The 26,706-nt window shown below is 71.8% G+C and carries 24 protein-coding genes; 4 read left to right on the top strand and 20 right to left on the bottom strand.

Annotated elements, in window-relative coordinates; all coding sequences use genetic code 11:
- Nucleotides 1-200: 200 nt before the first annotated feature.
- The 4 genes from ABZT04_RS27715 to ABZT04_RS27700 all read right to left on the bottom strand — a co-directional run bounded on the left by ABZT04_RS27715 (nucleotide 201) and on the right by ABZT04_RS27700 (nucleotide 5,726).
- Complete coding sequence (locus ABZT04_RS27715) at nucleotides 201-3,032, bottom strand: DEAD/DEAH box helicase (RefSeq protein ID WP_356059698.1); 2,832 nt, start codon at nucleotides 3,030-3,032, stop codon at nucleotides 201-203.
- 99 nt (nucleotides 3,033-3,131) lie between these two features.
- Nucleotides 3,132-3,713: a sugar kinase gene (locus ABZT04_RS27710; RefSeq protein ID WP_356059697.1), complete on the bottom strand. Its 582-nt coding sequence runs from the start codon at nucleotides 3,711-3,713 to the stop codon at nucleotides 3,132-3,134.
- A complete protein-coding gene (locus ABZT04_RS27705) occupies nucleotides 3,710-4,858 on the bottom strand; it encodes an ROK family glucokinase (RefSeq protein ID WP_356059696.1) in 1,149 nt (382 codons plus the stop codon). The genes ABZT04_RS27710 and ABZT04_RS27705 overlap by 4 nt, the downstream gene beginning before the upstream one ends.
- 130 nt (nucleotides 4,859-4,988) lie before the next feature.
- Nucleotides 4,989-5,726, bottom strand: a complete 738-nt coding sequence (locus ABZT04_RS27700; RefSeq protein WP_355907425.1) for a GntR family transcriptional regulator — start codon at nucleotides 5,724-5,726, stop codon at nucleotides 4,989-4,991.
- A gap of 129 nt (nucleotides 5,727-5,855) precedes the next feature.
- Between ABZT04_RS27700 and ABZT04_RS27695 the strand changes: the two genes are divergently transcribed.
- Nucleotides 5,856-6,872, top strand: a complete 1,017-nt coding sequence (locus ABZT04_RS27695) for a Gfo/Idh/MocA family oxidoreductase (RefSeq protein WP_356059695.1) — start codon at nucleotides 5,856-5,858, stop codon at nucleotides 6,870-6,872.
- On the opposite strand, the gene ABZT04_RS27690 is transcribed toward ABZT04_RS27695, so the two are convergent.
- From ABZT04_RS27690 to allB, 11 genes are all read right to left on the bottom strand, one after another.
- Nucleotides 6,865-7,365, bottom strand: coding sequence for a hypothetical protein (locus ABZT04_RS27690; protein WP_356059694.1), 501 nt, complete (start codon nucleotides 7,363-7,365; stop codon nucleotides 6,865-6,867). The two genes, ABZT04_RS27695 and ABZT04_RS27690, sit on opposite strands and share 8 nt — an antisense overlap.
- Nucleotides 7,366-7,377: 12 nt before the next feature.
- Entirely contained in the window at nucleotides 7,378-7,776 is a 399-nt protein-coding gene (locus ABZT04_RS27685) for a PaaI family thioesterase (RefSeq protein WP_356059762.1), read from the bottom strand.
- 94 nt (nucleotides 7,777-7,870) lie between these two features.
- The gene (locus ABZT04_RS27680) at nucleotides 7,871-9,055 is read right to left on the bottom strand and encodes a cytochrome P450 (RefSeq protein ID WP_356059693.1); all 1,185 of its coding nucleotides are present in this window, start codon (nucleotides 9,053-9,055) and stop codon (nucleotides 7,871-7,873) included.
- Nucleotides 9,056-9,120: 65 nt separating this feature from the next.
- Nucleotides 9,121-9,801: a response regulator transcription factor gene (locus ABZT04_RS27675; protein ID WP_356059692.1), complete on the bottom strand. Its 681-nt coding sequence runs from the start codon at nucleotides 9,799-9,801 to the stop codon at nucleotides 9,121-9,123.
- 107 nt (nucleotides 9,802-9,908) lie between these two features.
- Nucleotides 9,909-11,162, bottom strand: coding sequence for a histidine kinase (locus tag ABZT04_RS27670; RefSeq protein ID WP_356059691.1), 1,254 nt, complete (start codon nucleotides 11,160-11,162; stop codon nucleotides 9,909-9,911).
- Between the two features lie 160 nt (nucleotides 11,163-11,322).
- The gene (locus ABZT04_RS27665) at nucleotides 11,323-11,709 is read right to left on the bottom strand and encodes a ribonuclease domain-containing protein (RefSeq protein WP_355906979.1); all 387 of its coding nucleotides are present in this window, start codon (nucleotides 11,707-11,709) and stop codon (nucleotides 11,323-11,325) included.
- 85 nt (nucleotides 11,710-11,794) lie between these two features.
- Nucleotides 11,795-12,700, bottom strand: a complete 906-nt coding sequence (locus ABZT04_RS27660; protein ID WP_356059690.1) for a DMT family transporter — start codon at nucleotides 12,698-12,700, stop codon at nucleotides 11,795-11,797.
- A gap of 90 nt (nucleotides 12,701-12,790) precedes the next feature.
- Nucleotides 12,791-13,429: a dihydrofolate reductase family protein gene (locus ABZT04_RS27655; protein ID WP_356059689.1), complete on the bottom strand. Its 639-nt coding sequence runs from the start codon at nucleotides 13,427-13,429 to the stop codon at nucleotides 12,791-12,793.
- A 92-nt stretch (nucleotides 13,430-13,521) separates the two neighbouring features.
- Nucleotides 13,522-14,337 (bottom strand): AIM24 family protein, encoded by an 816-nt coding sequence (locus tag ABZT04_RS27650; RefSeq protein WP_355906988.1) that lies wholly within the window; start codon nucleotides 14,335-14,337, stop codon nucleotides 13,522-13,524.
- 66 nt (nucleotides 14,338-14,403) lie between these two features.
- A complete protein-coding gene (alc, locus tag ABZT04_RS27645) occupies nucleotides 14,404-15,534 on the bottom strand; it encodes an allantoicase (protein ID WP_356059688.1) in 1,131 nt (376 codons plus the stop codon).
- Between the two features lie 47 nt (nucleotides 15,535-15,581).
- Nucleotides 15,582-16,919, bottom strand: a complete 1,338-nt coding sequence (gene allB, locus ABZT04_RS27640) for an allantoinase AllB (protein WP_356059687.1) — start codon at nucleotides 16,917-16,919, stop codon at nucleotides 15,582-15,584.
- Nucleotides 16,920-17,160: 241 nt separating this feature from the next.
- Here allB and ABZT04_RS27635 point away from each other — a divergent pair, with 241 nt between their 5' ends.
- Nucleotides 17,161-17,955, top strand: a complete 795-nt coding sequence (locus tag ABZT04_RS27635) for an IclR family transcriptional regulator (protein ID WP_356059686.1) — start codon at nucleotides 17,161-17,163, stop codon at nucleotides 17,953-17,955.
- Nucleotides 17,956-17,974: 19 nt separating this feature from the next.
- Here the strand turns inward: ABZT04_RS27635 and ABZT04_RS27630 are convergent, their stop codons facing one another.
- Nucleotides 17,975-18,295 carry a DUF5955 family protein gene (locus ABZT04_RS27630; RefSeq protein ID WP_356059685.1) on the bottom strand — a complete coding sequence of 107 codons (321 nt, stop codon included), beginning with the start codon at nucleotides 18,293-18,295 and terminating at the stop codon, nucleotides 17,975-17,977.
- Nucleotides 18,296-18,505: 210 nt separating this feature from the next.
- On the opposite strand from ABZT04_RS27630, the gene ABZT04_RS27625 reads away from it, so the two are divergent.
- Nucleotides 18,506-19,114, top strand: coding sequence for a nucleotidyltransferase family protein (locus ABZT04_RS27625; protein WP_356059684.1), 609 nt, complete (start codon nucleotides 18,506-18,508; stop codon nucleotides 19,112-19,114).
- A gap of 187 nt (nucleotides 19,115-19,301) precedes the next feature.
- Nucleotides 19,302-20,924 (top strand): malate synthase A, encoded by a 1,623-nt coding sequence (gene aceB / locus ABZT04_RS27620; RefSeq protein ID WP_356059683.1) that lies wholly within the window; start codon nucleotides 19,302-19,304, stop codon nucleotides 20,922-20,924.
- A 13-nt stretch (nucleotides 20,925-20,937) separates the two neighbouring features.
- On the opposite strand, the gene ABZT04_RS27615 is transcribed toward aceB, so the two are convergent.
- From ABZT04_RS27615 to ABZT04_RS27600, 4 genes are all read right to left on the bottom strand, one after another.
- Complete coding sequence (locus ABZT04_RS27615; protein ID WP_356059682.1) at nucleotides 20,938-21,240, bottom strand: SelT/SelW/SelH family protein; 303 nt, start codon at nucleotides 21,238-21,240, stop codon at nucleotides 20,938-20,940.
- The gene (locus ABZT04_RS27610; RefSeq protein ID WP_356059681.1) at nucleotides 21,237-22,148 is read right to left on the bottom strand and encodes a HipA family kinase; all 912 of its coding nucleotides are present in this window, start codon (nucleotides 22,146-22,148) and stop codon (nucleotides 21,237-21,239) included. Before ABZT04_RS27610 ends, ABZT04_RS27615 begins: the two co-directional genes overlap by 4 nt.
- A 44-nt stretch (nucleotides 22,149-22,192) precedes the next feature.
- Nucleotides 22,193-25,048: a protein kinase gene (locus tag ABZT04_RS27605; protein WP_356059680.1), complete on the bottom strand. Its 2,856-nt coding sequence runs from the start codon at nucleotides 25,046-25,048 to the stop codon at nucleotides 22,193-22,195.
- Between the two features lie 129 nt (nucleotides 25,049-25,177).
- Nucleotides 25,178-26,698 (bottom strand): IucA/IucC family protein, encoded by a 1,521-nt coding sequence (locus tag ABZT04_RS27600; protein WP_356059679.1) that lies wholly within the window; start codon nucleotides 26,696-26,698, stop codon nucleotides 25,178-25,180.
- Nucleotides 26,699-26,706: the final 8 nt, after the last annotated feature.

Below are 26,706 nucleotides of genomic sequence, written 5' to 3'. Positions count from 1 at the left end.
TTGGCGCGCGAGGTCGGCGGGGCGAGCGGGTGGTTCCTCGGCCGATCCGCTCGCCGCCCCTGCCGCCTGCACCTGCTGCGGTTCCTTTTCGTCTACCTCAGGTCCGACAGCCCGCTGCGGCTCAGCTTCGCCTGCTTCATACCCCGAGATCCGCTCGGGGTCTGCTTTGCCTCCACCGGGCCCGACCTCGTCCACCCCCATCACGACGTCCTCCGCAACGACACCAGGTCGGACAGCTCCCGGTCCGTCAGCTCGGTCAGGGACGACTCGCCGGAGCCGAGGATCGCGTCGGCCAGTGCCCGCTTGGATTCGAGCATGTCCGCGATGCGGTCCTCTACCGTGCCCTCGGTGATGAGGCGGTGGACCTGTACCGGCTGGGTCTGGCCGATGCGGTAGGCGCGGTCGGTGGCCTGTTCCTCGACGGCCGGGTTCCACCAGCGGTCGAAGTGGACGACGTGGCCCGCGCGGGTGAGGTTGAGGCCCGTGCCGGCCGCCTTCAACGACAGCACCAGGACCGGGGTCGCGCCGTCCTGGAAGCGGTCGACCATGCGCTCCCGCTCCGGTACCGGTGTGCCGCCGTGGAGCAGGTCGACCGGGACCGCGCGGGCCGAGAGGTGGGCGGTGATGAGGCGGGCCATGCCGACGTACTGCGTGAAGACGATCGCGGAGCCGTCCTCCGACAGCAGCGTGTCCAACAGCTCGTCCAGCAGGGCGAGTTTGCCGGAGCGGGCGGCGAGGCGGTCTCCGGCGGCCTGTGCCGCCGTGTGCTCCTCCTTGAGGTACAGCGCCGGGTGGTCGCAGATCTGTTTGAGGGAGGTGAGGAGCTTGAGGACCAGCCCCCGGCGTGCGATGCCCTCCGTCGTCTCGATGGCCAGCATCGACTCCCGGACGACCGCCTCGTAGAGCGAGGCCTGTTCGCGGGTGAGCGGGACCGGGTGGTCGGTCTCCGTCTTGGGGGGTAGTTCGGGGACGATGCCGGGGTCGGACTTCTTGCGGCGGAGGAGGAACGGGCGGACCAGGCGGGCGAGTCGGGTCACCGCCTCCTCGTCCTCGCCGTTCTCCACCGCACGCGCGTGCCGGGCGCGGAAGGACTTGAGGGGGCCGAGGAGTCCCGGAGTCGTCCAGTCCAACAGGGCCCAGAGTTCGGAGAGGTTGTTCTCGACCGGGGTGCCGGTGAGGGCCACGCGCGCGGGGGACGGGATGGTGCGCAGTGCCTTCGCCGTCGCCGAGTACGGGTTCTTGACGTGCTGGGCCTCGTCCGCGACGACCATGCCCCATGGTTGCTGCGCGAGGGTCGCCGCCGCCGAGCGCATCGTGCCGTACGTCGTCAGGACGAAGCCGCCACTCAGGTCCTCCAACGTGCGGTCCGGGCCGTGGAAGCGGCGGACGGGGACTCCGGGGGCGAAGCGGGTGATCTCCCGCTGCCAGTTGCCGAGGAGCGAGGCGGGGCAGATCACCAGGGTGGGGTCGCGGTGTGCCCGGCGCAGATGGAGGGCGATGAGCGTGATCGTCTTGCCGAGGCCCATGTCGTCGGCGAGGCAGCCGCCCAGGCCGAGGGAGGTCATCAGGTCCAGCCAGGCCAGGCCCCGGAGTTGGTAGTCCCGGAGGGTGGCCTGGAGGCCGGAGGGGGGCTCGGCGGGGTGGATGCCTGCCGTCAAGCGGTCGCGCAGGGTGGCCAGCGCGCCCACCGGGACGGCCTCCACCCGCTCGCCGTCGACGTCCGCCGTGCCCGTGAGCGCGACGGACAGCGCGTCGACCGGGTCGAGCAGGCCCAGTTCGCGTTTGCGGGCCTTGCGGACGAGGGCCGGGTCGACCAGGACCCACTGGTCCCGCAGCCGTACGACGGGACGGTGGGCCTCGGCCAGGGTGTCCATCTCGGCCTCGGTGAGCGGGTCGCCGCCGAGCGCCAACTGCCAGCGGAACTGGAGGAGTTCCTCGCTCTCGAAGAAGCCCGTGCCGTCGGTCGCCGAGCCCGGCGCCGAGCGGACCACGGCGGATGCCGTCAGGTCCTGTGCCAGGTCCCGGGGCCAGTGGACGGCGACCCCGGCGGCCGCGAGCCGGGTGGCCGCCATGCCGAGCAGATCGCCCAACTCCTCCTCGGACAGGGTGAGTACATCGGGCACGTCCTGTTCGCTGAGGCGGTCCAGCGGAGGCCAGACGCGGGCGGCCCGGCGTACGGCCAGCGCGGCATCCACGCGGGCGCGCGGGCCGAAGGCGGTGTCCGCCGTGCCCGCCCACAGGGCCGCCGCGTCGACCACGAGGGTCGGGTCGGCGAGGCTGTGCACCTGGACGATCGCGGCGCCCGCGCTGCGCACCTGCCCGCCGTCGTCGAACAGGTCGTAGGCCGACAGGTCCAGGCGGAGCGAGATCCGCACGCCCGCGTCCATGCCGGCGGCGACCTCCGCGGCCCAGTCCTGGGCGTCTGGCAGCCGCTGCGGCGGGCGGGCCGCGAAGGGCATCCCGGAGGTGTAGGGCGCGGCCGGGGTGCGGGGCAGGGTGTCCGCGACCGCGTCCAGGAAGGACCGCATGAGCGCCTCGGGCTCGGGCAGCCGGAGCGGGCCGGGGCCGGGCAGCGGAACCGCGTGGCCCTCGTACGGAAGGGCCGCCGCGACCGCGCGTACGTGTGCGATGTCCTCCGGCTCCAGGGGGCCTGCGCGCCAGGCGTCGTGGCCCGTCGCGGTGAGGCCGGGGAGCAGCCGGCCGCGGGCGGCGAGCCGCAGCGCGTGCAGGGCGGCGGCGCCCCAGCACGCCGTGGCGGGGTGGGCGGCGGGGTCGCGGCGGGCGCGCACGAGCAGGGGCAGCGCCGCTTCGATCGGCATGGTCAGCGCGGGGGTGGGCCTGCGGCGGACTGTGGAGCCGTGCCGTCGTACGACGGTCAACTCGGTGTGTTCCGCGCCCTGTTCGGCCGCGGGAAGGGGGGTCTCGCCGTCGGGGTCCCAGAAGGCGACGCGGCCCTCGCGCGGGAGGGGGGACGGCAGGAAGACCGCGGCCAGTCGGACGGGGATCTGCTCCGTCGATGCCGTGTCGGTCATACGTCCTGTCACCTCCCGCCCCTCAGTCGTGTCACTCGTCTTCGACTCTACGGGCGGGGTCTGACAATCGGTCCCGGCGACGGGCCGGGGCCGCCCCCGCTAGGGAACCGTGCGGGAGACGACGTAGACCATGGGGAGCTTCGGGTCGGACAGGTTCACCACGATGTCCTGGGTGGGGGCCGGGTCCTTCTGCTTGTTGACGACGCCCCACCAGGGACCGGGGCCGGTGAACTTCCAGCCGGTGATCTTCTGGTCGCGGTCGCTGATGGTGATGTCGTTCTTCTTCAGCGTGTCCCGGTCGACGTTTATCCCGGCGAGGAAGGTGTCGAGGCCGGCGTCGGTGGTCTCGAACTGGACGTAGAGGCGGCTGGTCTTCCAGTTGTTGGTCTCGTAGAAGGCGACCTTCTCGGCGGGGTGCGGGACGGGTACCTGGTAGAGGCGCCGTTGCACCTTGGAGGGCCAGCCCGTCGTGAGGCCGGTCGCCGAGTACTTGTCCTCCTTGTCCTTGCCGCTGTTGCGGCTCTGGTTGGCGGAGATCACCAAGTAGCCGGCCGGTACGCCGATGAGCAGCACGATGATGAGCAGGGTGAGCGCCCGGCGGCGGGCCTTGTGGCGGGGGTCCTCGGGTGGCCGGGGTGGCTCGTCGCGGGGCGCGGCCTGGCGGGGCAGCGATGCGGTCATGCGGTGTCCTGGCTGCCGCGCCGGAATTCCGCGAACCGCTCGTAGCGCTCGTACCGCTCGACCCGGCGGCGCTTGGCGCGGCGGAAGCGGCGGGCGACCAGGCGGGCGAGGTCGGCGGCGCCGACCATGCCAGCCTCGGGGCCGAGCTGGGCGCGCACTATGCGGGCCTCGGGGCGGTAGCCGCGGCCGGTGAGCTGCCGCTTGAAGGCGTCCCGCGCGGGGCCGATCAGCAGGTCGTCGGCGGCCGAGACACCACCGCCGATCACGAAGCAGGACGGGTCGAGGGCGGCGGCGAGGTTGGCGATGCCGACGCCGAGCCACTGGCCGATGTCCTGGAACAGCTCGATGCTCATGGCGTCGCCGTCACGGGCCAGCTCGGTGATCATCGGCCCTGTGATGTCGCCGATGTTGCCCTTGACGTGCTCGATGATCCCGTACGCCACCGGGGAGTCGGCGGCGGCCAGCTCGCGGGCCTCCCGGACCAGCGCGTTGCCGGAGCTGTACTGCTCCCAGCAGCCGCGGTTGCCGCACGGGCAGCGGTGGCCGCCGGGCACGACCTGCATATGGCCGAACTCGCCGGCGACGCCGTACTTGCCGCGCTTGACCTGGCCGTCCTCCAGGATCGCGCCGCCGATGCCGGTGCCGAGCGTGATCATGACGAGGTGGTCCTCGCCGCGGCCGGCGCCGAAGCGCCACTCGGCCCAGGCGGCGGTGTTGGCGTCGTTGTCCACCAGGACGGGCACGGAGAGTCTGCTCGTGATGCGGTCCCGGAGAGGCTCGTTCCGCCAGGACAGGTGGGGCGCGAACAGGACGCGGTTGCGCTCGGCGTCGACCCAGCCGGCCGCGCCGATGCCGACCGCGTGCACGTCGTGCCGGTCGGACAGGTCCAGGACCAGTTCGACGATGGTGTCCTCGACGACCTTGGGGCTCTTGGACTTGTCCGGGGTCTCCGCGCGGAGCTTCTCCAGGATGTTGCCGTCGGCGTCCACGACGCCCGCCATGACTTTGGTGCCGCCGATGTCGATGCCGACCGTGGGCACGCGGGGTGCCGTCAGGTGCGAGCGGCGCTCCCGGGTGCCGACGGTGCGGAGCGCGGGAGCGCGGCGGGAACCTATGGGGGCGCTGAAATTGCCGTAGGTGCTCATCAGCCCCGATTCTGCCTCACCGTCGGGACGGGTGCCGTACGGGGGAGGACAGCGCTCACACATCAATTCGGCGCCGCCCGGTCTTATTGTCCTGACATTACGACCGATGCCGCCGGGCAAACCATCGCACTCAGGGACGTACCAGAAGCTGGAACTCGAAGGAGTAGCGGGTCGGCCGGTAGGTGTGGCTGCCGAACTCCACCGCCCGGCCCGTGTCGTCGAACGTGGTGCGCTGCATCGTGAGCAGCGGGGCCCCCTCGGACTCGGCGAGCCGCTCGGCCTCCTCGGCGGTGGCGCCACGGGCGCCGATGGACTGGCGGGCGCTGTGCAGGGTGATCCCGGCGGTGCGCATCATCCGGTACAGACCGGTGGCCTCCAGTTGTGCGGTGTCCAGGTCGAGCAGTCCGAGCGGCAGGTGGTTGCTCAAGTACGCCATCGGCTCACCGTGCGCGAGGCGCAGCCGGTCGACCCGGTGCACGTCGCTGCCCTCGGCCACGCCGAGGGCAGCCGCCACCTCGGCGGACGCCGGGACGACGGTGTTGACGAGGACCTTCGTGGCGGGTCGCTGACCGGCCGCCTCCAGGTCGTCGAAGAGGCTGCTGAGTTCCAGCGGGCGTTTGACCTGACTGTGCACGACCTGGGTGCCGACGCCCCGGCGGCGCACCAGGAGGCCCTTGTCGACCAGGGACTGGATGGCCTGGCGGACCGTGGGCCGGGACAGGCCGAGTCGCGCGGCCAGCTCGATCTCGTTGCCCAGCAGGCTGCCGGGGGTGAGCGAGCCGTGCTCGATCGCGGCCTCCAACTGCTGGGACAGTTGGAAGTACAACGGCACCGGGCTGCTCCGGTCCACGCTGAGTTCGAGCGGCACTCTCGGGTCCACATCTGGTTTCGGCACGGGCCGAGCGTAGCTCTGTGAATGGTTGACGGGAAGTGATGTAGTTCGATTGTCCGGACATACGCATTGACAGCGCGGCTGGTCGGCCCCCAGTTTGTTCCCATGCGCATCGGAGTCATCGGTACGGGCCGCATCGGGACCATCCATGCCAGGACCCTCAGCCGTCATCGCGAGGTCGGTTCGCTGATCCTCACGGACGTGGACCCGGCACGGGCCCAGGAGCTGGCCAACCGGCTGGGGGAAACAGCGGCACCGAGCACGGAGGAGATCTTCAAGTGGGGTGTGGACGCCGTGGTGATCACCACGGCGACATCGGCGCACGCCGAATTAATAGGCAGGGCGGCGCGATCCGGGCTCCCGGTGTTCTGCGAGAAGCCCATCGCGCTCGATCTGCCGGGTTCCCTGCAGGCGATCGCCGAGGTCGAGACGGCGGGAACGATCCTTCAGATGGGGTTCCAGCGCCGGTTCGACACGGGCTACACGGGCGCCCGGGAGGCGGTGCGCTCGGGCCGGCTGGGACGGCTGCACACCGTGCGGGCGATGACCTCCGACCAGTCGCCGCCCCCGGCCGCCTATCTGCCGATCTCCGGCGGCCTGTACCGGGACACCCTGATCCACGACTTCGACATGCTGCGCTGGGTGACCGGCCGCGAGGTCGTCGACGTGTACGCGGCCGGGTCGGACGCCGGGCCCGCGATGTTCCGCGAGGCCGGTGACGTCGACACGGCCGCGGCCGTCCTCACCCTGGACGACGGCACGCTAGCGACGGCCACGGCGACGCGCTTGAACGGGGCGGGCTACGACGTCCGCATGGAGCTGGCCGGAGAACTCGACCAGGTCGTGGTCGGCCTGGACGACCGCACACCGATCGCCTCCACCGAGCCGACCGGCCCGCCGGCCGCGACCAAGCCGTGGACCGGCTTCCTGGAGCGCTTCGCGCCCGCCTACGAGGCCGAGCTGATCGCCTTCGTCGAGGTGGTGGTCGGCCAGCGCGCCAACCCGTGCGACGGCCGCGAGGCCCTCCAGGCACTGCGGATCGCCGAGGCGTGCGACGTGTCGCGGCGCGAGCGAAGACCGGTCCGGCTCGGCGAGATCGCGGGCGGCTACGCCCTCAGTTGAGCAGCCGTATCGCCGGGGTGGTCACGTCCTTGGCGATCACCGACTCGCAGTGCGCGCACCGAAGTTCGCTGGGCCGCCGGAGGTTGGTCTGCACACTGTGCTTGCCCGCCTCCGTCCCCTCGCGACAGTAGGAGCCGAGGTGCAGTCGCACCCAGGGGTGGCTGGTCGGGGCCATGGCGGGACGGTCGTGGCGGGTGTCCTGGAAGGGCGCCCACCAGAAGTCGACCAGGGCACGCAGGGCCAGCCGCTCCGCGCCCTCGGTCGTGTCGTACGCGGTGATCCGGCCGGCCGTGAAGTGGCTCGGGAAACCGCTGCGGCTGCCCGAGCACCGGGCCCGTTCTGCCCCGCACTCGTAGACCTGGGTACGGCCGGTCCGCTCGCAGACGAAGCAGTCGACGCTGAACTCCAGTCGTGGACTCCAGTGCAACTTGTGCGAGTTGGCGCCGGTCATCCGTCCGGTCAGCTCCGCGGTGATCTCGGCGGTACGCAGCATCCAGGGCTCTCCTCAGGGGGTTCGGACCGGCAGCACCGTGCCCTGGGCGACCGCGCACAGGGTCTCCGTGCCGTCGTCGGCGACCGCGAGGACGTCGCAGCGGACCACGGCCTGGCGGCGGCCCGCGTGGACGACCTCCGCGCGGGCGCGCAGGGTGCGGCCGGTGGCCGGGCGGACGTACTGGACGGTGAGGCCGCCGGTGAGGACCGCCGGGCCGAGGACCGCGCCGCCGGCGAAGGTGAGCGCGTTGTCGGCGGCGTAGGCGAGGACTCCGCCGTGCACGAAGCCGTTCTGCTGGTGGAGGTCCTCCCTGATGTCGATCTCCAGCGTGGCGGCGCCGTCCCCGAAGGCACTCAGCCGCGCGCCGAGCAGCCTGCTGAAGGGCTGGCTCTCCAGCGTCTTTCGGGCCATGTCCAGGTCGAACTCGACGGGTGCGGTCACGAGGGGCACGCCTCCAGCGGCTGCTACGACTTTCACGGCGCTACGGCCGTGCGGTCCGGCCGTTCTACCAGCGCACCGGCAACGCGCGCATCCCGCGCATCAGCATGCCCGGGAGCCAGTCGCCGGGCGGGCCGTCCAGGGCGAGGCCGGGGGCGCGCTCCAGCAGGGTGCGGATCGCCGTGCGTGCTTCGAGGCGGGCCAAGGGGGCGCCGAGGCAGTAGTGGATGCCGTGGCCGAAGGCGAGGTGGCCGCGCGCGTCGCGGCGGATGTCGAAGCGGTCCGGGGCGGGGAAGCGGTCCCCGTCGCGGTCGGCGGCGGTCAGGCCGACCATGACCGGGTCGCCCTTCCCGATGGCGGTGCCGGCGATGTCCAGGGGTTCGGCGGCGAAGCGGAACGTGCCGTTCTCCACCGGGCCCTCGTAGCGCAGCATCTCCTCGATCGCGCCGTCCAGGAGGGTCCTGTCCGCGCGCAGGGCGGCGAGTTGATCCGGGTGGGTGAGCAGGGCGTGGATGCCGCTGGTGAGGAGGTTGACGGTCGTCTCGTGGCCGGCGATGAGCAGGATGAAGGCCATGCCCCGCAGTTCCTGCGGGGAGAGCCGGTCGCCGTCCTCGGCGGTGGTGCGGATCAGGTCGCTGAGGAGGTCCCCGCTCGGACCGGCGCAGCGCTTGTCCTCGATCAGGTCGCCGAGATACGCGGCGAGCCGTACGAACGCCTCGTGCTCGCTGCCCGAACTGGTGGGCGCGACCGTCTCCGTGGACAGCTTCCGGAACTCAGCGCGGTCGAGCTCGGGGACGCCGAGCAGCTCGCAGATCACGGTGATGGGCAGCGGGTAGGAGAGCGAGTCGACGAGGTCCGCGCGGCCGAGCGGCAGCATCGCGTCCAGCAGTTCGTCGGTGATCTGCTGGACGCGCGGGCGCAGTTCCTCGACCCGGCGCATGGTGAACGCGCGGGTGACGAGCCCGCGCAGGCGGGTGTGGTGCGGTGGGTCGACGGTCAGCAGGTGCCTGCCGATCAACTCCTCGTCGAGGAACGTCATCCCGATCCTGCTGCCGTCCTTGGCCAGTCGCGGGTCGGTCAGTGCCGCGCGGGCCTCCTCGTACCCGACGATCAGCCAGGTCACGTGGTGCTCGTCCGGCACCGGCAACCGGACGCGGTGCACCGGGCCCGACTTCCGCAGCATGGCGTACACCTGATGCGGGTCCCGCCTGAACTCCTCGCCGTACTCCCCCAGATCGATCACGTCGGTCATGCCTGCCCCCTCCCGGACGATCCCCCGAGATCTCCCAGTGCAGTGAGAACGCCCGGCGCCGACGGCTAGTGCCCGCTTCCCCCGTCCTCTTCGAGCAGGCCCGCGTCGTACGCCAACAGGGCGATCTGCACACGGTTGTTGAGGTCGAGCTTGGCCAGGATGCGGGAGACGTGGGTCTTGACGGTGGCGACACTCATGAAGAGGCCGGCGGCGATCTCGGCGTTGGCGAGGCCCTGCCCCACGGCGACGGCGACCTCGCGTTCGCGGTCGCCCAGGGCGGCGATGCGTTCACGCGCGCGTGCGCGACGGGTGTCGGTGGCGGTGCCGGCGGCGTGCTCCATCAACTGGCGGGTGACCGCGGGCGACAGGACGGGATCGCCGGCCGCGACCCGGCGTACCGCGTCGATGATCTCGGCGGGCGGGGTGTCCTTGAGGACGAACCCGGCGGCGCCCGCGCGCAGGGCCCGCAGCACCTGTTCGTCGGCGTGGAAGGTGGTGAGAACGATGATCTGCGGCGCGTCGCCGCGCGCGCGAAGCAGTTCGGTCGCGGTCAGTCCGTCCACCGACGGCATCCGGATGTCCATGAGGACGACGTCCGGATGGACTCGGTCGACGAGTTCCTTGACCTCACCGCCGTCGGCGGCCTCACCGACGATCTCGATGTCGGCGGCGCCGCCCATCATGAAGGACAGCCCGGCCCGCACCAGCGGGTCGTCGTCGACGAGGAGCAGTCTGATCGCAGTCATGGGGTTACGTAACCACGGTCGCGGGGCGGTGGGTGACCCCGCCGCATCCCGGACACCCCCGGACCCCCTTGTCCGGAAAGGGAGTTACCCCTGAAGCCGCCCGGCCCTCACCCCCACGGCAGCCACGCCCGAACCCGGAACCCCCCGCCCTCCGGGCCGTGCTCCAGGCGGCCGCCCGCCAGGGTCGCCCGCTCGGTCAGGCCGATCAGACCCTGGCCGGAGCCGGGGACATGGGGGACCTCGCCCTCCGGGGGCGGGTTGTGCACGGCGATGAGGAGGCCGTCGCCCGGGGTGCCGGTGACCGTCACCGTGACCTCCGTGCCGGGGGCGTGTTTGCGGGCGTTGGTGAGGGCCTCCTGGGCGATGCGGTAGGCGGTGCGGCCGATCGAGGCGGGGACGGCGGCCGGGTCGGTGACCCGGTTGTCGAGGGTGACCTTCATGCCGGCCTCGCGGGACTCGGTGACCAGCGCGTCCAGGGCGCCGAGGGTGGGCTGGGGGCGGCCCGTGTCGTCGGGCTCGCCCGCGCGCAGCACCCCGATGATCTCCCGCAGGTCCTGAAGTGCCTCGTGGGCGCTCTCCCGGATGACGCCGGCCGCCCGCGCGACCTCCTCCTGGGGCGCGTCCGGGCGGAACTCCAGCGCGCCCGCGTGCACGCTCAGCAGGGTCAGCCGATGCGCCAGCACGTCGTGCATCTCGCGGGCGATGGCCTCGCGGGCCAGCCGCTGGGCCTGTTCGGCGCGCAGCTCGGCCTCCGTCTCGGCGCGCCGGGCGCGGTCGCGCAGGCTCAGCATGAGCTGCCGCTTGGACCGCACGAACATGCCCCAGCCGATGACGGTGAGGGTGAACAGCTCGGTGAAGACGACCGCGCCGGCGTACGGCAGGTCGGGGTCCGGGCGCAGCCAGAAGACGAACGGGGCCAGCACGAGCTGTATGCCGCCGATCCAGGCGACGTAGCGGAAGGGGCGATGCACCGCGAGGGTGAAGACGGCGACCATGGCGGCGCCCCCCGCCGTGTTCGACACGAGGCCGACGGGGATCATCGCGACGGCCAGCCCGACCGGCCAGCGCCGGCGCAGCCACACCGCGCCGCAGGCGAGGACCCCGAACAACTGGTCCAGGACGGCGAGGGAGTGCGGGGTCCCGGTGTCGTCCCTGAGGGTCTGCGCGGCCGCCAGTCCGATGAGCACGGCCAGCAGGAAGCAGCAGATGTCGACGACCCAGTCGCGTGCGGTACGGCGGGGCCGCCCGCGGCGTTCGACGTCGGGATCGAGTTGGTCGGCCACGGCGGACGGCAGCAGCCAGCGGCGCCCGGCGAACGCCGGCGGAACCTGCGCGGTCCTGTCATCGGTCACGGTCGACAAATCTATGCGGCGCCGGGCCCGGTCACCGCACCGCGACGGGGATCGGCGACCAAAGTCGCGCGGTCACAGACTTTCGGCGGACATGCCTCGCCCCGCGGCCGTGGAACGTGGGGGGAGCCGCGGGGCGAGGGGCGAGCGGTGGTGCAGCCTGTCGGTCGGCTCAGCAGCCGAAGTTGATCAGGTTGAAGGTGACGTAGTGGTCGGAGGTGTAGTAGTCCTCCTGGGTCTTCTCACCGGTGACGATGCGACGCGCTCCGCGCGTGGACGCACCGGGGGTGATGACCGTGTACTCGTGGTAGTAGCCGGACGCCTGGCTGGGCAGGACGCCTTCCTGGTTCCGGAAGACGACTCCGTCCTGCGAGTACGGGAAGGGGCCGTCCGACGCGATCAGGTCGAGCGTGTCGTAGGCCTGGGACGGCAGCTTGGTGTAGCAGATGCTGCCGACAGCGGCGTCCGCCGTGGTGGCGGAGACGGTGCCGCCCACGAGCAGGGCGGACAGGAGAGCGGCTGCGGTGCCGATTCGAGTGGCGCGTGGGGGGAATCTCATGGACTCATGATGACGCGCGTAGATAGTGGCATGTCAATGACAACCGCAGAGATTTTCCCGTCAAGTCCGATGAGTTTTCCGGGAGTTAACGTGCGGCCCCGCGTCCCCACGCCGTCCCCACAAGAACGAGTACGCCGCCCGCCAGCCCGAACGCGCCGAGCCGCTCGCCGCCGAGCGCGATACCGGCCGCGGCGGCCCACAGGGGCTCGGTGCCGAGCAGCAGACTGACCCGGGACGGAGAGGTCCGGCGTACGGCCCACATCTGGACGAAGAACGCGAACAGCGTGCAGAACACCGACAGGAACAGCAACCCGGCCCACTCGCGCGCCCCGAAGTCCGCGGCCGTCGCCCACGGGGTGGTGTCGGCGCCGGCCGACAGCAGCGCGAACACCGTTACGGCGGCGCCGAGTTGGACGGTGGTCAGGGACAGCGCGTCGGCGCCCCGGACGGACTTCACCCGGGACATGGTCAGGACGTGCAGGGTCCGGGCGAGGGCCGCGAGCAGCATCAGCAGGTCGCCGAGGGAGGGGCGGGTGAAACCGGCGCCCTGGGTCAGGAGCAGCACGCCGAACACGGAGAGCGCGGCGGCTCCGAGGAAGGCGCGAGAGGGCCGGGTGCGGGTCACGGCGGCCTCGGCGAGCGGGGTGAAGATCATGGTGAGGCTGATGATGAGGCCCGCGTTGGTCGCCGAGGTGTGGACGACGCCGTAGGTCTCCAGGAGGAAGATCCCGGCGAGGATCAGCCCGAGCAGGCCCGCACCGCGCCATTGGGCTCCGGTCAGGGCGCGCAGCGAGCGGTGGCCCACGACCGCCAGGACGGGCAGCACGAGGGCGAAGCGCAGGACCAGGACGGCGAGGACCGTACGGGCGGTGGTGATGTCCTTGGCGGCGAGATAGCTGGCGCCCCAGACCACGGCGACCAGCAGGACGGGCAGGTCGGTCTGCCAGGTGCGGCGGGGCGCGACGACGAGCGGTGCGGCGATCGAGGACATGGGGGCGGCTCTCCGGGTCTCCAATGGCTGGGTGGAGACAGCGGCGGCTCCCACGCGGACGATCACCGTACCGGCGCGGCCCCGCGTCGACTAGGCGTTTTCGGTGCCCGCGTCCTCGTCCGCATAGGAGCCGTACTTCGGGCTGCCCGCCAGGTCGTACGACTGGATGGAGACGCCGGTGCTGGTGACGCGCCCGTCCGTCCGGCGGAAGGCCATGGGGGCGGTGCCCTCGGGGAACAGACGCAGGCCGCTGCCGAGGACGACCGGGAAGGTCACCAGGTGGATCGTGTCGAGAAGGCCGAGCGTGAGGAGGGACCGGACGAGGGCGCCGCTGCCGTGCACCTGGAGTTCGCCCTCGGTGCGCTCCTTGAGGTCGGTGACCTCCTTGGCGAGGTCGCCGCCGAGGACGGTGGTGCCGGCCCAGGAGGGGTCGGTGAGGGTGGTCGAGGCGACGTACTTCGGCAGGGCGTTGAGCTTGGACGCGATCGGGTCGGCGGGGTCGGTCTTGAGCGGCCAGTACGAGGCGAAGATGTCGTACGTACGGCGGCCGAGCAGATAGGCGCCGGAGCGGTCGAAGACCTCGACCACGAACCGGCCGAAGTCATCGTCGCCGTACACGAAGCTCCAGCCGCCGTGCTCGAAGCCGCCGCGCCGGTCCTCTTCCGGCCCGCCGGGGGCCTGGTAGACGCCGTCGAGGGTGACGAAGATAGTGGAGACGAGCTTGCCCATGTCGGGTGCCTGCTTCCTGGTGCGGGGGCCGATGGTGTCATCAGCTCAGACCCCGTGGGCCCCCGCAACTCATCGGTCGTCGCTACGGCGGCTCATCCCGCGTGGGTCGAGAACAGGCCGCCGGTCGGGCCCTGCTTGTCGCCGCCCTGGGCCTTCTTCAGTGCGTTGGCCAGGCTCTCGATGGTGAGGGACTGGAGGATCACCCTGCCGTTGCCCTCCAGGGTGGCCAGGGAGAGGCCTTCGCCGCCGAACACGGCGTTCATCAGGCCCTGGCGGTTGAGGCCGCCGATGCGCTGGACCCCGTACTGGATGCCCTCCTCGAAGGCGACGACGCAGCCGGTGTCGACCTCGATGCGGCCGCCGAAGTCGGCCGGGTTCAGGTCGATGAAGTTGCCCGCGCCGGCGATGATCACCGTGCCGTGCCCGGTGAACTTCTCCAGGACGAAGCCCTCGCCGCCGCTCATGCCGGTGCGGCCGCCCTGGAAGGCGATGCCGAACTGGACGCTGGACTCGGCGGCGACGAAGGCGTCCTTCTCCGCGAACCACGCGCGCGTGCCGTCCAGCTCCAGGGCGCGCATCTCACCGGGGAGCACGCCCGCGAAGCCGACGGTGCCCTCGCCGCCCTGGGAGGTGAAGTACTGGAAGGCCAGCGACTCGCCGGCGAGCATGCGCTGACCGGCCTGCATGGCCGTGCCCATGGCCTGGCGGAGCATGCCGCCCATGCCTCCGGCGCCTGAGCCACCCTGCTGCTGGCCGCCGCTCGACGGGCCGCTCAGGCGGGTTTCCATGGTCACGTTCGTCGTCTTGAACAGGAACTTCCCGGCCTCGCAGTACACGGTCTGGCCGGGGTTCAGGTTGACGACCGCCATCTGCATGGCGTTGCCGACGATTTCTTGCTGAAGGGTCACGTGGAGGAGAACGCGGGAGGTGGCCGATTCAGTTCCGGGTACGGGTGTGAGCTGGTGGTGCGGAGGTCAGCCGCCCAGTTCCTGGTGCCGGGCCTCCAGCGTCGATGCCCCCCGCTCCGTCAGCGAGCCGAACAGCCGCAGCCGGGAGATGCCGCCGTCGGGATAGATGTCCACGCGCGCGTGGGTGCCGGTCGCCGGGGTGGGGAGGACGAAGCGGTGGTTCGTGTCGGGCTGGAGGCGGGTGCGGGGGAGGATCTCCGTCCAACTGCCGTTCTCGCCGTCCCGCACCGAGACCGATGCCCAGCCCGCGCTGTTGCCCTTGAGGTAGGCCGTGTCGATCTCCACGGCGCGGATCTCGGACTGGGCGGCCAGGCGGTAGCGGATCCAGTCGTTGCCCTGGTCGCGGCGGCGGCGGGTCTCCCAGCCGTCGTCCATCTTGCGGGAGCGGCCGGGCTGGATGGTGTTGGTGGCGGGTGAGTAGAAGAGGTTGGAGGCGTCCTCGGCCCGCCCGCCGTTCTCCAGGGCTACGACGTCGAAGGTGCCCAGGGCCGCCAGCCAGTGCGGGTCGGGGACGACCTCGCCGTGGACCCGCAGGCGCGCGATGCCGCCGTCGGGGTGCTGGTTGACGCGGAGGTGGGTGAAGCGCTGTTCGACGGCGATGGGGAAGCCGTTCGCCGCGTGGCCGCCGACCGGTGTGCGCGGGACCAGGGTCGTCCACTTCACGTCGTCGGAGAGCAGGTCCTCGGGGGACGGGGAGCCGGGCACCGAGGTGGCCTCGACCGACACCGCCTGCGGGTAGTTGCCGCGGAAGTGGGCCGTGTCGACGATGATCCCGCGGATCACGCCGGGGGCGCCGAGCCGGACCAGCGCCCAGTCGTGGTCCTCGGCCGTGGGCCAGGGATGCTCGGCCGAGGCGCCGCGGCGGCGGCGGGTCTCCCAGCCGTCCATGATCTTGCCCTTGTGGCCGAAGTGCTCGGGGTCGAACTCGGCGGGCCCGGGCACCAGGAGGTTCTCGCGCTGGGCGAAGAACTCGTCGTTGGCGGCGATGACACCGGCGCCGAGCTGCCGGTCGGCGAGGTTGGCGTACTGGGTGAAGGCGAAGTCGGCCGTGCGGTAGTCCGCGTACGGGTCACCGCCTCCATAGGGGTTCGCGTCGCCGGTGAAACGAGCCGAAGGAAGTCGATGCTGCGCCGTCACTGGGTGTGCCTTTCGGGTGTGGGCCGCTGCGGGTGCGGAGGGTCGGATCAGGCGGTACGGACCAGGAGTTGTCCCTTCGGGTCGGTGAACTCGCCGTCCAGCACGATGCGTTCGCCGCGCAGCCAGGTCGACTTCACGACACCGCTGAGGGTCTTTCCGGCGTACGCCGTGACGCGGTTGCGGTGCTGGAGGGCGGCCGGGTCCACGGTGAACGTCTCGTCGGGCGCGAGGACCGCGAAGTCGGCGTCGCGCCCCGCCTCGATGGCGCCCTTGTGGTCAAGTCCCGCCAGTGCGGCGGTCCTTGACGACATCCAGCGGACGATGTCCTCAAGGCCGTAGCCCCGCTCGCGTGCCTGTGTCCACACCGCCGCGAGGCTCAACTGGAGGCCGGAGATGCCGCCCCACGCAGTGGCGAAGTCGTCGGTCTTGAGGTCGGCCGTGGACGGCGAGTGGTCGGTGACGACGCAGTCGATGGTGCCGTCGGCCAGCGCCTGCCACAGCAGGTCCTGGTTGGCGGACTCGCGGATGGGCGGGCAGCACTTGAACTCGCTTGCGCCGTCCGGGACTTCCTCTGCCGTGAGGGTGAGGTAGTGGGGGCACGTCTCGACCGTGATGCGGACGCCCTCGGCCTTGGCGGCGGCGATCAGCGGCAGCGCGTCGGAGGAGGACAGGTGCAGGACATGCACGCGCGCGTCGAGCCGCTTGGCCTGTGCGATGAGGCCCGCGATGGCGGTGTCCTCGGCGTCGCGCGGCCGACTGGCGAGGAAGTCGGCGTACTTGGGGCCGCCCTGCTGCGGGGCCGCCTCGAGGTGGTGCGGGTCCTCGGCGTGCACGATGAGCAGGCCGCCGAAACCGGCGATCTCGGCCAGGGAGCGGGCGAGTTGGTCCTGGTCGAGGTGCGGGAACTCGTCCACACCGGACGGGGACAGGAACGCCTTGAAGCCGAAGACCCCGGCGTCGTGCAGCGGGCGCAGGTCCTTGACGTTGTCGGGCAGGGCGCCGCCCCAGAAGCCGACGTCGATGTGGGCCTTGGCCGCGGCGACCTCCTGCTTCGTACGGAGGTTGTCGACCGTGGTGGTCGGCGGGAGGGAGTTGAGCGGCATGTCGATCAGGGTGGTGATGCCGCCGGCCGCCGCCGCGCGGGTGGCGGTCCAGAAGCCCTCCCAGTGGGTGCGGCCGGGGTCGTTCACATGCACATGGGTGTCGACCAGGCCGGGCAGCAGGACGTCGTCGCCGAAGTCCTCGAACCGTGCTCCGGGCGGCACTTGGGCGTCGTACGGGAGGACGGCCGTGATCTTCCCGCCCGCGACCGCGACCGTCGCGGCGCGGGTCCCTTCGGGAGTGATGACACGCGTGGAGCGCACCACCAGTTCAGCGTCGGACACCCGAACCCCTTCTCTACGGAATTCAACGTTCTGTTGAAGGAGTCTTCACTCCCGCCCCCGTACCGTCAAGGGCACACTTCTCCACGATGCACCCGGCGCGCACACTCTGGACGTTTCCGTAGAGCGGAATTACACTTCCGGCAAGCAGAACGTAATCACGCACCGGCGGGGAGTCAACCGGCCCCGGACAGCTCCCCGGGTAGGCTTCAGCCCTTCCCGCCCGTGCCGAAAGGAACGCGCCGTGCCGCCGTCCAGCGTCAGCACCACCGACTCCACCAAGTCCGCCACGGGTGGCGTCCAGTCCCTCGAGCGCGCCTTCGACCTGCTGGAGCGGATGGCCGACGCGGGTGGCGAGGTCGGACTGAGCGAGCTGTCCGCGAGCAGCGGCCTCCCGCTGCCCACCATCCACCGCCTGATGCGCACCCTCGTGGCCTGCGGTTACGTCCGTCAGCAGGCCAACCGGCGGTACGCGCTGGGCCCGCGGCTGATCCGCCTCGGCGAGTCCGCGTCCCGGCTGCTCGGCACCTGGGCCCGCCCCTATCTGGCCCGGCTGGTCGAGGAGACCGGCGAGACGGCGAACATGGCGCTGCTCGACGGCGACGAGATCGTGTACGTGGCACAGGTGCCGTCCAAGCACTCGATGCGGATGTTCACCGAGGTCGGTCGGCGCGTGCTCCCGCACTCCACCGGTGTCGGCAAGGCCCTGCTGGCCAACACCCCGGACAACGAGGTGCGCGCCCTGCTCGCCCGCACCGGCATGCCCGCCGCGACCGAGAAGACGATCACCACGCCCGAGGGTTTCCTCGCGGCCCTGGAGGACGTGCGCCGCCTCGGCTACGCGATCGACGACAACGAGCAGGAGATCGGCGTGCGCTGCCTCGCGGTCTCCGTGCCCAACTCCCCCACCGCCGCCGCGATTTCGATCTCGGGCCCGGCGGGCCGGGTCACCGAGTCGGCGACCGACAAGATCGTGCCGGTGCTCCAGCAGGTGGCCGGCGAACTGTCGGAGGCACTGGCCAGCCAGAACCCGGCGTGAGGGCCGTGCCGTTGCTGAACTAGCCCTGTCCGCCGCGCGGTTGGCCGAACAGGTCCACCGCGGTGCGGACCTCGGTCAGGCCGCGGGACAGTGCGCTCACCGAGCCGATCGCGCCCGCGATCAGCAGCAGGGAGCGGCGCAGCCGGGGAATCTCCGGGCAGCCACTGAGGGCCATCGCGGCGAGGGCGGCGAGTTCGTCCTCGGCGATGACCCGGTCCGGGAACTCGGCCGGATGCGCGGCCAGTTCGCGGCGCAACCGGGACACCGCGGTCCGCAGTTCCGCCACTCTCGGATCCTCGTCGCTGCTGGTCACCGACCTCTGCCCCAAGCTCCGCAACACAGCTCTCCCCCCTCGCACGCCATCGTGCGCAAGAACTTTGTGATCCCGCCGCGCACCCCGCGACACTGGTCGGGCACCGAGGGACGCGGGCCAGTAAACGCCACCCGGCGCGGGGTGCGCCACCGAACGGACCGAAATTAAGTCTGAGGATTCCGTGCGGCCGCCGCCGGGTCGGGTATGCGGCACGTCCGGGTCAGGTATGCAGGACGTATGACGCGAAACGAGGACGCCGAAAACACGGTCGCCGGGCTGCTGCTCGCCGCCGGGGGCGGCCGGCGGCTCGGCGGGCGGCCCAAGGCGCTGCTGGAGCACCGGGGGCGGCCCCTGGTGGAGCACGCGGTCGGGGTGCTGCGCGCGGCCGGCCTGACCCGCGTCCATGTGGTCCTGGGGGCGCGCGCCGACGCCGTAAGGGAGCGGGCGGAGCTGACCGACTGTGTGGTCGTCGAGAACCCGCAGTGGGAGCAGGGCATGGGGTCCTCGCTGCGGGCCGGGCTCGACTCGCTCGCCGGCACGGGGGCACGGGCTGCGCTCGTGTCGCTCGTGGACCAGCCCGGCATCGGCGCGGAGGCGGTGGCGCGGGTGCTCGCCGGGTACCGCTCGCAGGAGTCGCTGGTCTCGGCCGCCTACGACGGGGTACGCGGCCATCCGGTGCTCTTCGGCGCCGCGCACTGGGCCGGGATCGCGGAGAGCGCGACCGGGGACCGGGGGGCGCGCGCCTACCTCAAGGCGCACACGGACGCGGTCACGCTCGTCGAGTGCGGGGATGCGGCGGAGCCGTACGACATCGACACTGAGGCGGATCTCGTCCACCTTGAGTGATCGGGGTGGCACCGAGCGCCACTTTGGCTCGATCCGGAGAATCTCGACGTCAACAAACCATTGAACTTCCACGATGAGGAAACTAGTATCCACTGTTCAGAAGCGCCCGACGGCCCCTCGGGTGCTCCCAGCCCTACCCGGGTCACCTGGCACCCGGTGCCACGCTCGCTGAAGGAAGTGACAGTTCATGTCCGCACCAGCGCCGTCCTCGCCGGTCGTCGTCGACGCCGAACCCCTGCCCCGGCAGGAGGAGGTCCTCGCGGAGGAGGCCCTCGCCTTCGTGGCCGAGCTGCACCGCCGGTTCACGCCCCGCCGGGCCGGACTCCTCGCCCGCCGGGCCGAGCGCCGCGCGGAGATCGCCCGGACCTCCACCCTCGACTTCCTCCCGGAGACCGCCGCGATCCGCGCGGACGACTCCTGGAAGGTGGCCCCCTCCCCCGCCGCGCTGAACGACCGGCGGGTCGAGATCACCGGCCCCACCGACCGCAAGATGACGATCAACGCCCTCAACTCGGGTGCGAAGATCTGGCTCGCGGACTTCGAGGACGCCTCCGCGCCGACCTGGGAGAACGTCGTCACCGGACAGCTCAATCTGATCGACGCCTACACCCGCCGCATCGACTTCACCGACCCGGGCTCCGGCAAGTCGTACGCCCTGAAGGCCGAGGACGAGCTGGCGACCGTCGTGATGCGGCCGCGCGGCTGGCATCTGAACGAGCGTCACCTCCTGGTGGACGGTGAGCAAGTACCGGGCGCCTTCGTCGACTTCGGGCTGTACTTCTTCCACAACGCGCGGCGGCTGCTCGACCTCGGCAAGGGCCCGTACTTCTATCTCCCGAAGACCGAGTCCCACCTCGAAGCCCGCCTGTGGAACGACGTGTTCGTCTTCGCACAGGACTACGTCGGCATCCCGCAGGGCACCGTCCGCGCGACCGTGCTGATCGAGACGATCACGGCGGCGTACGAGATGGAGGAGATTCTCTACGAACTCCGCGACCACGCCTCGGGGTTGAACGCGGGCCGCTGGGACTACCTGTTCTCCATCGTGAAGAACTTCCGTGACGGCGGGCCCAAGTTCGTCCTCCCGGACCGCAACGCGGTGACGATGACAGCCCCGTTCATGCGGGCGTACACCGAACTCCTCGTCCGCACCTGCCACAAGCGCGGGGCGCACGCGATCGGCGGCATGGCGGCGTTCATCCCGTCCCGCCGTGACGAGGAGGTCAACAAGGTCGCCTTCGAGAAGGTCAAGGCGGACAAGGACCGTGAGGCGGGCGACGGTTTCGACGGCTCGTGGGTGGCCCACCCGGACCTGGTGCCCATCGCCATGGCCTCCTTCGACGCGGTGCTCGGCGAGAAGCCGAACCAGAAGGACCGGCTGCGCGAGGACGTCGACGTCAAGGCCGCCGACCTGATCGCCGTGGACTCGCTGCACGCGAAGCCGACGTATCCCGGACTCGTCAACGCCGTTCAGGTGGGCATCCGTTACATCGAGGCATGGCTGCGCGGACTCGGCGCGGTCGCCATCTTCAACCTGATGGAGGACGCGGCCACCGCCGAGATCTCGCGCTCGCAGATCTGGCAGTGGATCAACGCCGGCGTCGAGTTCGAGAATGGCGAGAAGGCCACGCCGGAGCTGGCGCGCAGGATCGCCGCCGAGGAGTTGGCAAGCATCCGCGCCGAGATCGGCCCGGACGCCTTCGCCGCGGGCCACTGGCAGCAGGCCCACGACCTGCTGCTGGAGGTCGCGCTCGACGACGACTACGCGGACTTCCTGACGCTGCCCGCCTACGAGCAGCTCAGGGGCTGAGCACCGGGAAGGCTCATCTCTCCGAGTGGCCCAGGGACTTGTCCGGGGCCACTCGGTCGCGTACGAGCTGCTTCACGGCCGTGGGCTCCGGGAAGCCCTGTCCGCGGCGGTCCCAGACCACCTCGTCGTTGACGCTGACGACGAAGACGCCGCCGGTGCCGGGCTTCAGGGACAGTTCCGTCAGCTCGGTCTCGAAGGTGGTGAGGAGTTCCTGAGCCAGCCAGGCCGCGCGGGGCAGCCAGCGGCACTGGGTGCAGTACTCGATCTGTACGCGGTTCTCCGTAGGTATGGCGGGGATAGCGGGGACATCTGTCATCCGAGGTGCACCGACCAATCCTGTTCGGCCGCCGGTCTGCCGTGCAGGTCGGGGACCCGCTTGAGCCAACTCGGGCGGCCCTGCTGTGTCTTCGCCGCGCGCCGGGCCTCCTCGGCGGCGAGTTCCTCCCTGCTGGGGAAGTCGGTGGGCAGCCAGGCCGCGGAGGCTCGCACGCGCGCGTGGAGGTAGGCGACGTACGCCTCCCGGACGGCGTCGGGGGTCGCGAGGCCCGGTTCGCCGGCCAGCCAGGCGTCCGGCACCTCGGCGGCAATGCCGCGCAGGAGTTCCTCGGTCACCCGGGGGGCCAGTTCGGCATCGGCGGCGTGGGTGTCCGGGGTGTAGCGGCCGAGGGCGTGGTGGCGGAAGTCGTAGGACCTGGTGGGGTCCGAGCCGTCCCAGCGGTGGTGGAAGACGAGGGCGGCGCCGTGGTCGATGAGCCACAGGCACGGGGGCGCGACGCCGAGGGTGGGCCAGATCATCAGGTTGGAGCTGTGGATCGTCCGGTCGACGTTCACGGTCAGCGCGTCGAGCCAGATGATCTTCCCGGCCTCCAGCGGGTCGACCGTGCAGCGCGCGGCGACCTCCGGGGTGAAGTCCCGGGCGCCCGGCAGATAGTCCATGCCGAGGTTCAGGCCCGCGCTCGCGCTGTGCAGGTCCCGTACCTCCTGGTGGGGCTCCGCGTCGGCGATCTCCGGGTCGAAGTGCACGAGCACCAGCTCGGGGAAGCGCAGCCCGAGGGCGCGGGCCAGTTCCCCGACGATCACTTCGGCGACCAGCGCCTTGCGGCCCTGCGCGGAGCCGGTGAACTTGACGACGTACGTGCCGAGGTCGTCGGCCTCGACGACGCCGGGGACGGAACCGCCCGACCTCAGGGGCTCCACGTAGCGGGTGGCCGTGACCTCTCTCATGCCGTGAGCATAGTGATCGGGCGTGACGGGTGCGGCGGCGCGGTTCAGCGCCAGGAGGGGTGGCCCTCCGGTGTGCTGCCGGTGGTGAGCCTGCGGGCGCCCGTGCCGTCCGCGCGGACGGCCCAGACCGCCGGCTGGTCGAAGGGCCCTCGGACGTACGCCACCCACGTACCGTCCGGGGACCAGACCGGGTCCATCTCCTGGGCGGCCGTCTGCACGAGGGTCCTGTCGTCGGTGCCGTCCGCCTTCACGATGTGGATGTCTCCGCCCGTCGCGATGCCAGGTGCTCCGGCCGTGTAGGCGAAGTAACGGCCGTCCGGGGACCAGACGGGGTCGAGCGCCCGCCGGGACTGATGGGTCACCTGCCGGGGTTCCGCGCCCGGCCGCGCCGGATCGACGACGTGGATCTGCCAACCGGACGTCTTCTGGATGCACACGGCGATCTGCTTGCCGTCCGGGGACCACGCCGGGTCCTCCACCTTCGCCGAACCGGTGGTCAGCCGCTGCGCGGAGCCGTCCGAGACGGTCACCACGAACAGTTGCTGCACGCCGTCGCCGTCCCGGCGCAGTACGGCCAGCCGCTTCCCGTCCGGCGACCAGGAGACCCGGCCGCCCGAGATCGCGGCGACCCGACGGACACCGGTACCGTCCGCGTTCGCCGTCCACACGGCCGACTCCTGCGCGGTCTTGCGGGTGAACGCGAACGACTTGTGATCGGGGGACCACTGCGGGAGGGCGTCACAGGTCCCGTCGATCAGTTGCTTGGGATCGTCCTTGGTGGAGTCCCGACGGCCGATCACGCTGTGACACGTCGACGACCCGGGGTCCGTGTCCATCCGGACCAGCAGCGGGGCGTTCGGAAACGCGGCGGGCGTCGACCGCCGGGGCGAGGAGGAGGACGAGGACGCCCCAGCACCGGTGTCGTCCCCACCGGCGCCACTCCAGGGATGCCACACCAGCACGCCTGCGGTGGCTGCGGCGACCAGCAGCGCCGCTACGGCGAGGGTCCCGCGGCGCCCTTGCCCTCCACCCACAGCCCCGGACCCGCCGGGGTCCGGGACGGACGTGGGCTGCGGGATGGGGCCGCGAGAGTAGTCCGGCGCGGGCCCGAAGCCGGGGTTGGGCGACGACCGGACGGTCCGGGGACGGGAGGTCACGGCCGGTCCCTCGGCAGGCGTCGGCGGGGTGGCTACGGCCGGCGGCCACGCGTCGGCGGTCGGCGGACCGGGCACCCTGGGCCGCAGGTCCTGGTCGGCAGCGGCAACTGGCTGCTCCCCAATTGCCGACTCACTCCACGCCACCCGCCCCGGGTCAACAGCCCCGAACGGCCGCTCCCCGGCGACGGGTTCACCGCACACCACCGGTCCCCGATCGACAGCGGTGGCAGGTTCACCGGACACCACCGGCTCCCGATCGACAGCGGTGGCAGGCCGGTCCCCGACGACAGGTTCACCCGACGCCACCGGTCCCCGATCAACAGCCGTGGCGGGCCGGTCCCCGAACACCGGCTCACCAGACACGGCCCCCGGGTCGACAGTCGCGCCCGACCGGTTCCCGACTACCGGCCCAGTGGACACCACCCGTCCCGGATCAACAGCGGCGCCCGGCCTCTCTCCGACCACCGGCTCACCCGACGACACCGGCCCCCGATCGACACCCGCACCCGGCCACGCCCCAACCACCGGCCCAGGGGACGCCCGCCCCGGATCAACAGCCCCGATCGGCCCCTGTCCGACCACCGCCTCACCCGACGACACCGCCCCCGGATCGACAGCCGCACCCGACCGGCCTCCGACTACAGGACCAGCAGCCACCCCCGGCCCCGGATCAGCACCCCCGAACGCCGGCTCACCGGGCAACACCGCCCCGGGATCGGCGGCCCCGCCCGACCAACCCCCAACCACAGGCCCACCCGACACCCCCCGCCCCAGAGCAGCACCCCCAACCACCCCCTCCCCACCACCCCGCGGCACGGAAAGCCCCGCACGCGGATCAGCAGCCGCCCCCGCCGCACGATCCCCCGCCGCGAAGGACGCCCCAGAAACCTGCCTCCGCACCAGCGCCGTCGCCTCCGCAGGCAACCAGACATCCGACAGCCGCTCGACCGTGAGGTGGTTGAGGAGTTCCAACGGACCAGGACGATCACGCGGATCCTTGGCGAGGCAGGCCGCGACCAGCTCCCGCAACCGCCCCGGCACGCCCGTGAGGTCGGGCTGTTCGTGGACAACCCGGTAGGGCCACGCGGGCGAGCCGCCGTCGCCGAAGGGGGTGACGCCCGCCGCCTGGCAGAGCACCACGCCCAGGGCGAACAGGTCGACGGCCGGAGTCAGCGTGCCGCCGGTGAGCTGCTCCGGGGAGAGGAAGCCGAGGGTGCCGATCTGGAAGCCGGTCTGGGTGATGGCCGTGCCGTCGAGGGCCCGTGCGATGCCGAAGTCGATGACCCGGGGGCCGTCCTCCGCGACGATGATGTTGGCGGGCTTCAGGTCGCGGTGGATGACCCCGGCCTGGTGGATGGCGGCCAGCGCCTCGGCGAGACCTGCGGCCAGCACGGTGAGCGTGTCCACGGGAAGCGGGCCCACCTGGTCGAGCAGGATCTGCAGGGTGGGTCCGGGGACGTAGGCCGTGACCAGCCAGGCCGGCTCGCCCTCCGGATCGGCGTCCACTACCGGCGCGGTGTGGAAGCCACCGACGCGCCGGGCCGCGGCGACCTCGTCGGCGAACCTGCGCCGGAAGCCCGGTTCCGTGCTCAGTTCGGGCCGTACGACCTTGACGGCCACCGCCCGGCCCGACCGCGAGCGGCCGAAGTAGACGACGCCCATCCCGCCCTGGCCGAGCCGTCCGACCAGCCGGTATCTGCCCTCCCCGACCGAGGCGGGATCACCCGCTTGCAGCGGCTTCATGACTCCCCCTCCCACCTCTCCGGCCCCCGTCGCCGTCGAGCGGCCTTGATCAGCCGCGAGGCTCCTCAATTCCGGCCACCAGTCTAGATGTTCCGCTCATGACGTCACCGGGTCCGGAACGGTTCCCCTTCACCCCGCGAGGGGGTTCGGCAGGGGCAGATAGCGGGCGTCCGCGCCGTCCGCCCCGGTCCAGCGCAGCAGCAGGTTGGTCTTGCCGGGCAGGGTGGGCGAGGCGAGGAGCGCGGCGATCTCGGGGAGGTCGGGGCGGCGGACCAGTTCGGCGCGGACGGCGGGCCACGGGTCAAGCCCGGGGTGGCGCTCGGCGAGGACTCCGGCGATCTCGACGAGGTGGTTGACGACCAGGCAGTACACCAGCCGCTCCCACCCGGCGGCCCGGTCCACGTCCGTCAGCAGCTTCACGCCCTCCGCGTCCCGGTACAGCGCCTGCGCGGGCGTCCCGTCCGCGTCGACGGCGATCAGCGTGTTCTGCAGATGCGCTTCGAGTACGACGCCGTGATCGGCGAAGGCGGTGAGCGCGGGCGGTACGACCTGGCGCAGATACGCCTCCCACCAGGCCACCGGGTCGGCCGTGGCGTCGAGCGGGTTGCCCTCGAAGCCCTCGACCAGGCCCGCGGCGAGCAGCGGGGTCGTGCCCGGCAGGAGGTGGTCGCGCAGGCCGTCGCGGACGAGGACGGCGAGTTCCTCGAAGGCGAAGTCGGCGGTGCGGTAGCCGCGGTCGGCGAGCCAGGCCGCCGGGCCGCCCATCGCGGCGAAGGCGTCCCGGGCGGCTGTGTCGGTGCGCCGGAGTTTCAGCAGGTCGTGGCGCCAGAGCCGGCGCACGTCGTTGGTGATGCGCACGTCGAGGCTGAACTTGAGGAACAGGTCGTCCCCGGAAGGGAGTTCGGGGAGGTACACCGTGCGGATCGCGGCCGTCGGCCACACCTCGGCCGTGGTGCCGAGCCGGATCAGCCGCCCGTCCGCGAAGGCGTCCGCGAGGCCGTCGCCCACGAGGTCGAGCTGCCAGGGGTGGGCGGGCAGCAGCCGGTACCCGGGAGGGGCCGGGGCGAGGGCGTCCAGGGCCGAGGTGTCGCCCTCCTCCACGACCGCGTCCTCGCGCAGCCCCAGCAGCACCAGCGGGAAGCGGGCGTACGCCTCCGGGGCGTAGGGCAGCCAGCCCCCCACGGGGCCGCCGCCGCGTGCCTTGGGCGCGGGGTGGTAGGGATGGCCGGTGATCAAGGACTGTTCGGAGCGGAGATACGGGTCGTCGGGCGCCGGTGTGCGCTCGCGCGCGGTGAGCAGCGCGGCGACCGCGTCGCGGCTGTCCGTCATCTCGGCGGGGAGTTCGTGGTTGGAGACTCCGGTGTGCCGGGTCAGTTCCTCGGCGACGAGTTTCACGAGTTCGGCGTGGCCGACAGGCTGCCAGTCGCCGTCCGCGTACACCTCGGGATCGGCAGGGCGCCGCTCGCCGCGCACCCGTAGCAGTCGATCGCTTCCCGGCAGCCGGTACACCCGCCGCTCCCCCGCCTCGAGGAGCGGCAGGGCCACCTCCCGGAGGAGACAGTTGAGCAGGGGCGCGGCCGCGTACGCGTCGGCGCGTTCCGCCACGTCGTCCGGGCCCTCGCCCGGAGGTGTGAAGTCGACGCGATCCATTCGTTCCC

Origin of the sequence: Streptomyces sp. NPDC005492 (genome assembly GCF_040605995.1) — a bacterium.
Taxonomy (GTDB): domain Bacteria; phylum Actinomycetota; class Actinomycetes; order Streptomycetales; family Streptomycetaceae; genus Streptomyces.
This window is presented reverse-complemented; position numbering and strand designations above follow the sequence as displayed.